This window comes from Vibrio sp. QJM3NY_26 (genome assembly GCF_057786005.1).
The window spans coordinates 1,346,023-1,359,819 of the sequence record NZ_CM173516.1; the positions used below are offsets into that span (position 1 = coordinate 1,346,023).

General features: G+C 44.5%; 8 protein-coding genes. 7 read left to right on the forward strand and 1 reads right to left on the reverse strand.

The features are described from left to right. Window positions 1-4 precede the first annotated feature (4 nt). Window positions 5-3,052, forward strand: a complete 3,048-nt coding sequence (locus AC3CH4_RS21320; protein WP_488543765.1) for an efflux RND transporter permease subunit — start codon at window positions 5-7, stop codon at window positions 3,050-3,052. Window positions 3,053-3,155: 103 nt separating this feature from the next. Here the strand turns inward: AC3CH4_RS21320 and AC3CH4_RS21325 are convergent, their stop codons facing one another. Next, window positions 3,156-5,084 carry a winged helix-turn-helix domain-containing protein gene (locus AC3CH4_RS21325; RefSeq protein WP_488543766.1) on the reverse strand — a complete coding sequence of 643 codons (1,929 nt, stop codon included), beginning with the start codon at window positions 5,082-5,084 and terminating at the stop codon, window positions 3,156-3,158. Between the two features lie 231 nt (window positions 5,085-5,315). Between AC3CH4_RS21325 and AC3CH4_RS21330 the strand changes: the two genes are divergently transcribed. The 6 genes from AC3CH4_RS21330 to AC3CH4_RS21355 all read left to right on the forward strand — a co-directional run bounded on the left by AC3CH4_RS21330 (window position 5,316) and on the right by AC3CH4_RS21355 (window position 13,741). Then, window positions 5,316-5,951, forward strand: a complete 636-nt coding sequence (locus tag AC3CH4_RS21330; RefSeq protein ID WP_054545621.1) for an SDR family oxidoreductase — start codon at window positions 5,316-5,318, stop codon at window positions 5,949-5,951. A gap of 285 nt (window positions 5,952-6,236) precedes the next feature. Next, the gene (locus AC3CH4_RS21335; protein WP_488543767.1) at window positions 6,237-7,349 is read left to right on the forward strand and encodes an NADH:flavin oxidoreductase; all 1,113 of its coding nucleotides are present in this window, start codon (window positions 6,237-6,239) and stop codon (window positions 7,347-7,349) included. Between the two features lie 415 nt (window positions 7,350-7,764). Continuing rightward, window positions 7,765-8,400, forward strand: a complete 636-nt coding sequence (locus AC3CH4_RS21340; RefSeq protein WP_114635164.1) for a CatB-related O-acetyltransferase — start codon at window positions 7,765-7,767, stop codon at window positions 8,398-8,400. A gap of 139 nt (window positions 8,401-8,539) precedes the next feature. Beyond that, a complete protein-coding gene (locus AC3CH4_RS21345; protein WP_237298212.1) occupies window positions 8,540-10,186 on the forward strand; it encodes an ABC transporter transmembrane domain-containing protein in 1,647 nt (548 codons plus the stop codon). Next, window positions 10,183-12,435 carry an ABC transporter transmembrane domain-containing protein gene (locus AC3CH4_RS21350; RefSeq protein ID WP_237298211.1) on the forward strand — a complete coding sequence of 751 codons (2,253 nt, stop codon included), beginning with the start codon at window positions 10,183-10,185 and terminating at the stop codon, window positions 12,433-12,435. Before AC3CH4_RS21345 ends, AC3CH4_RS21350 begins: the two co-directional genes overlap by 4 nt. After that, window positions 12,428-13,741: an HlyD family type I secretion periplasmic adaptor subunit gene (locus tag AC3CH4_RS21355; RefSeq protein ID WP_048614198.1), complete on the forward strand. Its 1,314-nt coding sequence runs from the start codon at window positions 12,428-12,430 to the stop codon at window positions 13,739-13,741. Before AC3CH4_RS21350 ends, AC3CH4_RS21355 begins: the two co-directional genes overlap by 8 nt. Window positions 13,742-13,797 lie beyond the last annotated feature (56 nt).

Consider the following 13,797-nt stretch of genomic DNA (forward strand, 5'->3'; position numbering starts at 1 on the left):
TCCCATGACATTTACTGATGTATTTATCAAACGTCCAGTTTTGGCTACGGTATTAAGCCTTGTACTGTTGGTGTTAGGCCTTAAAGCCTTCACCTCACTGCAAGTGCGTCAATATCCAGAAATTGAAACAGGCGTTATTACCATTACAACGAGTTATCCAGGTGCCAGTGCATCCAGCGTTCAAGGGTATGTAACGCAGCCACTGCAGGCAGAAATTGCTCAAACAGCGGGCATTGATTACATGACATCGGATAGTGCTCTGGGTAAGTCGGTTATCACGGTTTATTTGAAGCTAGGGTACCCGTCTGATAGTGCTTTGACCGAAATTTTGTCTCTCGTGCAGCAAGTGAAATATAAGCTGCCGTCGGGTGTATTGGACCCGAGTATTCTTAAATCGACGTCTCAATCTCCGATCTTATATGTTTCATTTTCGAGTGACACATTGAAGACGGAGCAAGTCTCGGACTATGTGAGCCGCGTAGTTAAGCCGACTTTCTCTACTGTTGAGGGGGTGTCAAAGGTCGACATATTGGGGCAAGAAGATTTTGCAATGCGAATCTGGCTGAACCCTAAGCGACTGGTTTCATATGCTCTGACGGCTGAAGATGTTCAAAACGCGCTTCGTGCAAATAACATTGTGAGTGCGGCGGGCAAGTTGCAAAACCCTTATATCGAAGTTGATATTAACGCTCATACCGATTCAAGTTCTGTAGACGATTTCAAGAACATGGCTTTGAAAGCGCATGACGGGCAACTGGTGCACTTAAAAGATGTGGCGACGGTTGAACTAGGCGCAGCAAACTATGACTCAGACGTTGAATTCAATGGTGTGACTACCGTATCAACGGCGATCAGCAATACGGCAACATCTAACCCATTGACCGTTGTTGAAGGCATTTACGAATTGCTTCCACAGATCCAAGCAGGCTTACCTGAAGGTATTAAAGCGGATGTAATCTATGACTCGACTAAGTTTATCGAAACCTCAATTGATGAAGTAGCAAAAACCTTAATCGAAGCCGCACTGATCGTTGTCATCGTTATCTTCGCCTTTTTGGGCTCAATGCGAGCGATGTTGATACCACTCGTAACGATTCCTTTGTCATTGATTGGCTCTATGTTCTTCATGTTGAGCATGGGCTTCAGTATTAACCTGTTGACGCTGCTTGCCATGGTATTAGCAATATCGCTGGTGGTTGATGATGCCATCGTTGTTGTGGAAAACACATTCCGTCACTTAGAAGACGGCACTAGCCCAATTAAGGCAGCAATAGACAGTGCTCGTGAAATTGCAGGCTCGGTTATTGCGATGACCATTACATTGGCCGCAGTGTATGCGCCGATTGGTTTCATGGGTGGACTCACCGGTAAGTTGTTTACTGAGTTCGCATTCACTTTGGCGGGTTCAGTACTAATTTCGGGTTTCATCGCCTTAACGCTAACGCCGATGATGTGTTCAAAACTGCTTAATAAATCGGTTCTCGACGGAAAACTGGTTAAGAAAATCGATGCGGTAATTGAAGGCGTAACAGAGCGCTATCGTAAAGTGCTCGAACATGTGTTGAATAACCGTGTTTATATTTGGCCTGTGGTAGGAACGTTGCTGATCAGTCTGGTGTTCATGTTTATGAATACTTCATCTGAACTGGCACCTGAAGAAGATCAAGGCGTGATGATTGTGATGGGACAAGGTCCTGCACAAGCGAATACCGATTACATTCGCCACTTTACTCCGGCTCTTATTGACTCTATCAGCAAGAACGATGAAGTCGAAATGACCATGCTAGATAACGGTTACATGAACAACAATGCGTTCTTTGGTTTGGGTGTTTTGAAAGATTGGGATTCGCGCGAAGCAACAGCAAAAGAGGTAATGCAACGTTTCGAAAATGAGAGTTCTGTATTACCGGGTTTGCAGGTGTATACCTTCTCTCCACCGGATTTGCCAGGCACGCCGCAAGGTCTGCCATTCCAAATGGTTCTGAAAACGCCAACGGGTTCTTATCAGGATCTCTATCAGTACGCTGAAAAACTGAAAGAGTACGCACAGAAGAGTGGCAAGTTCATCTATGTGCAAAACGACCTGAATTTTAATAAGCCACAGGTAGAGATTCGCATCGACCGCGATAAAGCGGCTCAGATGAACGTGAACGCACAAGACATCGGTACCGTGTTGTCTCGCTTTATCAGTGAAGGCTTCGTGAATTACTTCTCGATGGATCAGCGCAGCTATCAAGTTATCACTCAGGTACCTAACGAGAACCGTAACTCTTGGGATGATCTGAAGAGCTACCACGTACGCTCTAACACCAATGAGATGGTCCCGCTGGCGTCATTGATTGAAATTAGCCAATCAGTACAGCCATCGAAAGTGGATCAGTTTCAACAGCTTAATAGCGCCATGATTGAAGCGAAAATGATGCCGGGAATCAGTATCGGTGAAGCCTATAAAGTGATGGAAGAAGGGGCAGCGAAGATATTGCCTAAATCTTATACGACGGATACTTCAGGCCAATTGAGACAGTTCCTACAAGAAGGCTCTTCACTGGTTACGACGTTCTTCCTTGCTCTTGTGATTATTTACTTGGTTCTGGCTGCTCAATTTGAAAGTTTGCGAGACCCACTAGTGGTATTAACCAGTGTGCCATTGTCTATCTTTGGTGCTCTGATGCCACTGTATTTAGGCATTGATACGCTCAACATATACACCGAAGTAGGGCTGGTGACCTTGATAGGCTTAATCAGTAAGCACGGTATTCTGATTGTGGAGTTTGCAAACCAAATGCAACAGGAATTGAAATGTAGCCGACGCGAGGCCGCTATTCGTTCAGCGACTGTTCGAATGAGACCGGTATTGATGACCACAGCTGCGATGGTTGTCGGTGTCGTACCGCTGCTCATTGCAAGCGGAGCTGGTGCTCAAAGCCGTTTCTCGATTGGTTTGGTCATCACGGTTGGTATGTCGGTGGGCACATTATTCACTCTGTTCGTTGTACCAACGATATACACCTACTTGGCTGCGGATCACCGCGGGCAAGAGCAAGAAGTTTAGTCCGTTATCCAGTTTGTTATTTTATTCACTAGTATTTAGCTCACAAGAAGCACATCGCCTGTATGGGCTGTGTGCTTCTTAATGATCGAGAATTATAAACTCATCAATGCTTGATACCCAATTTGGATTCAATCTCGGTGATGTTACTTTTGAAAAACAGTGTTTGAGCTACTTTCAAAACTACAGGGTGGCCAGATTCTAATATCGCTTCATAGTAATACTCTTCCGCCATTGAAGGGTTGCCTTGAGATTCTTCAATTTTTGCCAAGATAATCATAGACATCACACTGTATTCATTCCTCGGGATCAAGCTCAGATAGTATTCGGCTTGGTCAGGGTTATCTTCAGTGAGGAAGTAGGCTGCTAACGCGTCATAGACTCGATAAGAGTTAGCATTGTTCTGAGCATTTAGTAACTGTTTTTTGAATTTCTTATTGAGCGCTTCAACCTGCTTATTCTTATTCTTCGATCTCATTATAAAAATGTCGGCAAGCTCATACATGTAACGGTTCGACATAACGAAGTGGTTGTCGGGTTCTAGCTCATTGGCTTGGGCGATCTTAGACAATGTGTCGGTTCTGTCTAATGTCATGAAGGTGAGTCCGAGCGCTTCAAGGGTGAGCTTTAAGGCTTCTTCTTGTTTGGGTAACTCAGAGATTTGTTGCTTTAATATCGATTTTTGAATATCCAAACTAAATGAATCCAACAGGTCATCGAGCATTGAACGCATGGTCGTGTGGAGTGAAGCTGGGTCAATCAGGTAATCTCGACCTAGGTGTCTGAAGTTAGAAATTCGGTTGAAGTAGGTGATATCAAGGTATTCTCTATCACCATCAATTTCACTCTTGAAACTGATCACGTTGGCTGAATTTGGCACCAAGGTTTCATCGATTACGACACGAAAATCGCGATAGGTGGTCAAGTAGCTCATTAATTTATGGATGATCCCACGCTTAAAGGCATCCGTCTTCAAGTTGTCATCGATACTTACGTAGATGTATCTAGGCTCTAAAGACAAGTAGTGCACAGATTCGTGTGCTTTGTGGGCATCTAGATTTTGGCTGTTTGCTGTTTGATTAAGACGATTTTGTTCCGTTGATTGATTTGAGTCAGCGAGTGGTTGGTTTGATTCATTAGCGGCGGTATTTAAACTGCTCAAATCGAAGGCGTCCGATGTAGGGCTGGTCGGTTTTAACGTCCACCAAATAAGTCCAAGCGCAATAACTATAGCGCCCCCAAACATCACAGCACGAGACGTTCTTTTCTGAGGTTTATTGGCTGCTATAGGCGCTTGTTTGTCGTTAGCTGTTTTATTTACAGGTGACTGTTGAATGAACTGTGCTGTACTCGAATCGGTATGGCTTGGATCGACATAGCTCGAATCGCTAGGCCTCGAAGCGCTAGGTTTCGAAGCGATAGGCTGAACAGGCTCTTGTGAAGCAGGTTTTTCTGAGGTTGCATCGATTGAACTCTCTTTAGGTTCTTCGAGTACGGTTTTGGCCTCTGAGCCTTGATCGCTTATTAGGTTCTCACCAGTAACCGATTCTGCTTTTGGTTCGACTTGTTGTTTTTTATCCTCATCCAAAACTGGCGATGTATCAGGTGCGTTTGATTGAGTTGAAGGAAAGGAACCAAAAGCATTAGGTGCATGATTCATGTCTGCAACTGACACGGTATCTGTGGTGATACTTGCAGGTACTAAGATGGTTTTGTGTACATCAACATCGAGTTTATAACCGCGTTTGGGCACGGTGATGATGTGTCCCATGGAATGTCGTTCAGCCGCTTTGAGTATTTTGCGCAGTTCAAAAATGGCTTGCGTGATCACCTGATCTGTCAAGATTGAGCCATTCCAGACTTCATTAATCAGCTCATCTCGTGAGAATACGATCTTAGGATTTTGGCAGAAAAAGTTGAGTAGCTTGGACAAGCGATTGTCGATGATCACGTCTTCATCATTCATGATGAGTTTGTCTTCATCAGGAATAAATAACCACACGTCGAAAGAGTATTGAATGCGTTCTTTTTTCATAACCACCGAGACTAAGTCATTGTATTAAAATTACTTTAGTAGACATGTTTGGGCAATTCAATCAACCAATGTCTAATTATGATAAGTGGTCGTGCTTTTGAACGGATTAGTAAGAGCTGGCAAAAAAATAAAAATAATATTGAGACTTATTCTCATTTATTGATCTCAATAAAGGAACGGTTTAAATTGTCTGGTTAATATCACTACAACATGAATATTATGAGGTTTTTTATGAGTACTGTCGTTGTATGGGGAGCAGGAAGTGGATTGGGTGCTGCAATTGTTGAGCATTTTCACAAACAAGATTATCAAGTGATAGCGATTGCGAGAAGCCCAGAGAAGAACACGCGCTTGGCTGAACTTGGTATCACCACACTGCGTTGTGATGCTACCGATAAAGAACAGGTTGAATCTGTGGTCGCTCAATTACCTAAATCGGCACTGGTCGTTTCTAGTATGGGCAGCTTCAGAGCGGATGTTCCCGTTGATTACATTGGACACCGACATCTGACTGATGCACTTGAAGCCAATGGTATCGCTCGATTTGTGCTGGTAACGTCGTTAGGTTGTGGTGACTCTTGGCAGTATTTATCTGAGCGATCTAGAAAAGGGTTTGGCGCAGCGGTTCGTGAAAAGTCGTTGGCTGAAGCTTGGCTAACCTCGAGTTCTCTGGGTTACACCATCTTACGTCCAGGTGGTTTGCTCGATGGAGAGGTGACTGGAAACGGTGATCTTTCTCAACAAGTGGAAGTACATGGTGTGATTTACCGGCAAGAAGTGGCGCGACTTATCGAAGCCTTGTTAACCAATGAAGCGAGCATTGGGCAGATCTATCAGTGTGTTGATCCTACGGTTAAATATGGGTAACGCTGTTAAGTCTGAATTTTAGTAAAGCCTTCAAGCTATAAAGCTATAAAGCTATAAGCTTATAAATCTGTGAAGCCGTTTAGTGAAATTAAGTGGCTTCTGTTTACTTCCTTTGTCTTCTCTAATTTCTGTCTTTCTGATCTCTTTCTGCCTTTTTCTCATATGAGAGTGCCGCTCTCTTAATCTAGATTAAGTTTTCCCTAGTTTATTCTCTGTAGTATCCGCCTGAATCAGTGCCCATGCTTGATGGGTAACTCGCGTAACACGATTTTGAGAGGAAGACACTTGAGCACTTTGTTTACAGAAACCCACATTGGCAAGATGACACTAAAGAACCGCTTCATGAGAAGTGCAACGTGGGAAAATATGGCCACCGAAGATGGGCATATGACAGATAAACTGTACGCTATCTATGAAGAGTTGGCTCAAGGTGAAGTCGGCCTGATCGTGACGGGTTACGCGAACATCGTTGAAGAAGAAAAGCCGAATGCGGGCATGATGGGTATGTATAACGACTCATTCATTTCAGAGTATCAGAAGCTGACTCAACTGGTGCACGACAACGACTCTAAAATCGTGATGCAATTGGCTTATGGTGGCACCAAAACCACGCATGATCTTGGCGAGCGAGTAATCTACGCACCAAGTGAGGTTCCAGAAAAAGGAACTCAAACACTAGGCAAAGCGATGACCAAAGATGAGATCGACTACATTGTTGATGCCTTTGCTCAAGCGTCATTAAGAGCACAGAAGTCAGGTTTTGATGGCGTTGAAATTCATGCCGCTCACACTTACCTAATTAACCAGTTCTTAAGCCCTTATTACAACCAACGTGAAGATGAATACGGTGGTAGCCTTGAGAACCGCATGAGATTTTTGTTAGAGATCTATACCGCGACTCGTAAGCTAGTTGGCGATGATTTCCCAATCTTAGTTAAGCTTACAGCTTCTGAGTTTTTCGAGGGCGGAGTGACGTTTGATGAAACTCGCTTGGTGTGCAAGAAGCTTGAAGAAATTGGTGTGGATGGCATTGTTGTGTCAGGCAATATTCATGGCAAAGCAGACACTATGATTGGCGAGTCGCACGATGGTTTTACCATTCAGGCAGAAGGCTACTTCCAGGAGTATGGTCACGCAATCAGCCAAGACGTTAATATCCCAGTTATGACGGTTGGTGGCCTAACTGATTTTGATGCTATCGAAGCGATTGCAAACAATACTGGCATTGAATACTTCGCGCTTTCAAGACCGCTGCTTTCTGAACCCCATTTAGTTAAGCGTTGGAAAGAGGGTGACCGAAGCCCTGTTGAATGTGAGCGATGTTCTAAGTGTCGTACCAAGCGCGGTAACTTCTGTGTCGTGAACAAAGACAGAAAAGTACAACTTGCTCGCATGTAACCGCTGATCCTAGACCCAAGCGTAAGCCTAAATTTATAAGCGAGTCTAAGTTTGAGCCTGTGTAATCGCGCAGGCTCTTGTTCATTCCGTATTCTACGAAACGATATTTGTAACCTTATTAATCACATTCTTCTGTCAAATGAGTGTGCATTAACGGATACAATATACCTGTAAATTATCTAACCAAGTTATCGATAACAAACTGAGCAAACTTTGAAATTACTTCCTCTCTTAAAGCAACCTCGAATCCACTGACGCCTTTTTAGTTTCAGCGGCATTACGATCATTTCAACTGTGACTACACTATTGATGTATCAGGGCACCCATTGCTACTACGTCAGCGAAACTGTGCACGTTGAATCTGTATTGTCGAATATATTGATATTTAACTAATAAAGATTAATCAGAGGTAAAAATGCAAAACAAGCATTGGTCTAAATTCGAATTGCTGCATGAAGTAGTCAGCAACCCCAACATTCACATCAAAGGTCAACACAGTTACTACAGCGATTGCTGGGACAATGGGTTTGAAGGTTCAGTTGTCCGTTATCTTCATGGTGACGAAGTCAGTCGTCAGTGGGAGCCTCGTTGGGAAATCGACGAACTCTATATTGGTGACTATGTTTGTATCGGGGCAGAAGTGGTCATTCTCATGGGCGGTAACCATACCCACAGAGTCGACTGGTTTTCACTGTATCCATTTATGGATGTGATTGAAGACGCCTATATCGGCAAAGGCGATACCCATATTGAAGATGGGGTGTGGTTAGGCATGCGAGCGATGGTGATGCCCGGAGTTACGATTGGCGAAGGCGCTGTAGTTGCAGCGAATAGCGTTGTGACAAAAGACGTCGCACCCTACAGTATTGTTGGTGGTTCTCCTGCGAAAGTCGTTAAGTACCGTTTTGACAAGTCCGTTATCGAAGAACTGATTTCGATGAAAATATACGACTGGCCTGAAGAGAAGTTTGAGTCATTAAGAAAGCACTTGTGTGATTCGGATTTTACAAAGTTAAAGCAGGCGATTGAGGATTATGACAACAGATTGTAGAGCACGAATAGAACGGAAGATTTGTGTAGGAAGATCTGCGTCATAGTTATATTGAAAAACACGTTAAATCAGTCCGTTACCTTGCAATACTCAACATGGTGTACCAATCTTATTTCATAAGCATGGATAAGGATTGTGTATGCCCGCAAGTTCAATGAAAAACAAAGGGGTGGTAGGAAAAGTCCTACTGCCTTCTTTACTCATAAATCTTCTCTCTCTCGCCGTTCCGTTAACGGTTTTACAAATTTATGATCGTATTTTACCTAACCAAAGTTACGGTACTGCCACTTTGTTGTTGGCGGGTGCAGCGTTGGCTGTTGCCATGGAAGCATTGATCAGGTTTGTGCGTACTTGGCTTTTGTCAGCCGCGGCCAGCAATACCGAGAAAGCGACCTATCAAACCTTGGTTGAAAGAGTAACAACGGCTTCATCAGGCCATCTTCGCCACATTGGTGTTGGCGGTGTGGAAGAGGGGCTGGGCTCAGTATCAAAAGTCAAAGATTGGTATTCCGGTGGTGTGATTGCAGGCTTTATTGATTTACCTTTTGCATTGATCTTCTTGGGCTTAGTGGCTTACATCGGCGGTGAGCTGGTGGCGATACCTTTGGCAGTTTGGCTTATTACGCTCGGAATCGTTTGGTTATCTTCTATTCGCGTTAAAAGCTTAAGTGAAGAAGCCTCTCAAGATGAGCAGGAGCGAAAAGCGTTCTTGATTTTGCTGAGCCAAACCATTCAGGGAATCAAACGTCAGGCCGTTGAGTCTCGAATCTTCAATCAGTTTAAATCCCTCAATAATGTTCGCTCTCAGTCTAAAGCGAGAGAAGAAGAACAGAACGCCTTCGCCCAAGAGTGTATTCAACTTGCCGCATTAGCGACGTCAGTTTTACTGGTGATTACGGGGAGCTTGTGGGTGTTGGATGGGCAGTTAACTACTGGTGGATTAGCGGCATGTTCTATCTTATCTGGCAGAGCGGTTGCGCCTTTGAGTGCTCTGGTTGGGGTTAGAATCAAGCTTAATTCAATACACAGTGCCAATCAGGCAATAGAAAAATTGAGTGACTTATCATTATCGGAATCTTCAGATTCTGAGCAAGCTGAGAACCACTTATCTGACTTTGAGACGTTGGAAATTAAGCAAGCGACCGTTGAAAGATACGGTGAATTCTCTCATGCAGATGTCACCCTGAATAAAGGTGAGTTGGTATTGTTAGAGAGTGAGGATCGCCACACCAACAGTCATTTATTGTCGTCGATTGCAGGTATTGATGATCTGAAAGCGGGTGAGTGCTTCATTAACGGATCTGCAGTTTCAATCGCATCCGTAACCAATATTGCTGCCTACTGTGGCGTTAAAGGGCAGTTGGTGTCGGGGACCATTCTTGATAACTTGTGTGGCTTTGACCCTGAGAAAACGCAAAGCGCCAGTGACTATGCAAAGCGTTTGGGTTTAACCAAGGAAATTACTCGATTACCTGATGGACTAGAGACACAAATCGGCCACACGAGTGCTTCTTTGTTGAGTATGGGTAACGTGAAAATGCTCAATATCGCGGCTCAATTGGCAAGCGATAAACCCATAATCATGTTGGAAAGGCCGGATTCTTCACTTGATTTAGATGCCCTTGGAAACCTAGCTAAGGTGTTGGAAGAAGAAGTGACGGCAGGACGCACGATACTGATGGTCAGCTACCATTCGAAGCTTCGCGAATTGGCTAATCGAATCATTACAGTGGAAAGTCGAGCTCTTACGGTCGACAGCGAGAGCAATCAGGAGGCTATCGTATGAATCGTTTAGATATTGGTAACCCTTCAGGTACGAACAACCGTGCAGATACCAACGGTCGACAAGAGGTGATGAATCATTTAGAAACCGAGAGCCTTTCCGTTCTTAAGCAGTTGGAAGTGAATGCGAATATCCAGTTGTTCGCCCATCAATGGGTCGATGAAAATGGGATTGAATCAATAGATGATATGTTTGCCCTGTTCGACAGGCTTGCATTGCCTTATCGCTTGGTTGCCAACCTAGATGAAGTTGGCGAACACAAATTAGTATTACTGGTGCTTGGTGAACATGAGTTGGTCTGTGGTCATATAGAATCGAAACAGTTTATTGCTTTTGATACCAATGAAGACATTACCCAGATCCCACAGTTTTGTATTGTTATCGAAGGTCCACCACTAGAGAAGGCTTCTCCTGATTGGGTTGGCGAACGGCTACATGCGTTTCGCCCCATTATTCCTAAATTGCTGCTAGTCAGTTTTATCACTAACTTATTTGCGCTTGCCGTTCCTTTCATCACGATGTCAATTTATGACCATGTGATTGGCGGTGATGCAGGGCATGAGCTGCAAGGTATCGCCATTGGCGCGGCGTTGTTGTTTATGATGATGGGTTGGTTGAGAACATTGCGTAGCCGAGTGTTTGCTTCAGTTTCCAACCGAGTAAGTCGTGAGATCTCTCAATCCCTCGTGCAGCGTCTGCTTCGAAATAGCTATGCGCAAAATCAGCAAACAGCTTCTTCTAGTCAACAAAACCAAGTGATGTTGTCGGAGCGTATTTCAGGTGTGCTTTCAGGGCCATTAGGAAATGCGCTGTTTGATCTGCCATTCATTCTAATTTTTGTCCTTGCGATAGGTGTGTTAGGTGGGTGGTTAGTACTGGTTCCTATCGTTTCTTTGGTTCTTTATTACCTATTAGCTAAGCGTTCGATACGCTCAAGTAGCAAGCGCTCAATGCAATCGACGGTAGCAGGTACAAATCGTCAAAATATGACCAATGAATTGTCATCCAAGCTTGCCTTTATTCGCAGTGCCGGATTCTCAGAGCACTGGATTCAACGCTTCAAAAAGGCCAATCTTCTTGCTTCAACAGTGACCTTTAATCAATCGGTTCTCCAGAGCCGGTACACCTCGATTTACTATTTCATTGGGGTTGGTTCGACATTAGCCGTGATGGGGTTAGGTATAGGACTTATTTTTGAACAAGTGATGACCCCTGGTGGTTTGATTGCTTCAATGATGTTGATATCTAAAGTGACGGGTCCTGCTCAGGTGTTGGCAAACAGTGCGATGCGTTTTAATAGCTTTAATCAATCCAAGCTGCAAGTGAACCGTATTTTGTCTCAGCCGTCTGAGCGTGAATTCAGTTACCAGCATCACCCGTTACCTGTGGTAGCGCCTAATTTGAAATTAGACCAAGTGACACTGCGCTATCCCAAACAGAGTCGCCCTGCCTTGAATGGTGTCAGCTTTGATATTGAAGCCGGTGAAATTGTCGCGATTACCGGCCCTTCTGGGAGCGGTAAATCAACATTAATTGAAGTGCTGTCTGGCTTGCAGCCTATCCAAAACGGCATGGTCGAGCTTGAAGGCGTTAACCTCGTCCAATACGACCCGCAGCTCTATCGTCACTGGTGTTTCATTCGAGCCGCTTATCCTGATTTGCTTACGCTGAGTATTCGAGAGTGGCTAAACGACGGCCATAAAGTCGAAGATCAGAAAATGATCTCTGCAATTGAAATGGTGGGCGGAAAGCGTTGGTTCGAGACATTATCAGGTGGGCTCGATACTTCCATCAGCAGTATTCAGCCGGACAGCCTTTTTGACATGTTGTCTGGCAGCGTCGCGCAGATCCTCATTGACGCGAAAGCGCTGGTTTATGACTACCCTATGTTCTTAATGGATAATCCTGTGCCGGATGCTCACCCAAATGCTAAACGTATATTTGGTGAGTTTGTGCAGTCTAAAAAAGGAAAAGCAACCGTGATCTACACGTCCCACGATCCGGATTTAATCAAGCTTGCCGATAAAGTTGTGGTATTAAATGAAGGTGCAGTGGTTTATGCCGGTCCATTAGAGCCGGAGCAGTCTTCGAATCAGGAACAGCCTTCAGAACTTCAAGCTTCTCAAGAACCGCAGTTATCTGAGCAACCGTTATCTCAAGAGCTACAGCCGTCAACTCAAGATTCGTCTGCTCAACAAAATGCAGCCCAACAAGAACAATCAGAGTCTAAGCAAGGAGTCGCTAATGACTAAACAATCTATCGAGAAGGGCAAGCGCTACGGTGAACTTGTAGAATCACAAAATACGGCTCGTACATTAGCGCTGGCCACATGGTCGGTTGCCTTATGTGTTATTGCTTTTGCCACTTGGTCTGTCGTCACTCAAGTTGATGAAATTGCCAAAGCCAAAGGCGCTGTGATTCCGGAAGGCGAGAAGCAAGTATTACAAAGTGCGATTGGCGGTAAGTTAAAGCAAATTCTCGTAAAAGAAGGCCAGTTGGTTGAGAAAGGCCAGCCGCTTGTTGAGTTTGATGCCACTTTCCAGCGTACCGCCCTCGAGGAACTAAAGTCTCAACAAGTGACGCTTCTAGCCAGTGTGGAGCGTATGAATGCGCTGCTTGAACAACGCGAGCCTAACCTTGCTGAGTTCGAGGTCGATTACCCAGAGATCGTCAGCCAACAAAAAGCGCAGCTGAACGCGCAAAAAGCCCTGTACTTCCAAAAGCGAGTGGTGCTTGAGAAAGAGAGTGAGCAAATTGCAGAGCAGCTTCGTAGTGTAGAAAAGGCCTTGCCGAGTTATGAGAAAGAGTTGAATGCGACCAAGCAAGAGTTGAACATACTAGAAAAGGGTTATAAATCGGGCAACATTTCACGCTTACGTGTGCTTGAAATGCGTCAAAAACTGGCCAGCATTGAGCAGAAAATTGAAGAAGCTCGTGGCAAGAAGTCTGTATTGATTAGACAAGCTGACAGTAATGATCAAAAAATCATACAGCTTCTTGCGGAGGCGAAAGCTAAAGTGAGCGATGATCGTTCTAAAGCTGTCTCTGACTTGTCAGCCCTGAACGCCAGAGTACGTTCAAGCCAAGCGAAATTGACGAACACCATGTTAGTGTCGCCGCTACAAGGTTTGGTGCAAAGCCTGCCAAGTACACAGAACGGAGGTGTTATTCAGCCGGGTGGCACTGTGGTTGAAATTGTTCCTGTTGGTGGGAAAGCCGATTTTAAAGCCCGTTTGTCGCCAAGAGATATTGGTTTTGTGAGTGTAGGGCAGCCGACTCGTATCAAGATTGATGCGTTTGATTACAGCCGCTTTGGGGCGCTAAAAGGGGCGGTTGAGAGTATTTCACCGACCACAAGTCAAAGCGAACGTGGCGAGATCTATTATGAAGTAGTCGTCTCGGTGGATGTTCCTTATTTCCGTGATAATCCTGAGAGCTTTTCTATCTTGCCAGGTATGACGGGCGAGGTAGATATTACCACTGGTGAGAAATCAGTATTCCAGTATTTATGGAAACCGATCTACACCAATGTGAGTGTCGCATTTGGTGAAAGGTAATCGTTATAAAGAGTCGTTGAGAGTCAACGAATAACAACAGCAAATAATAAAAAGGG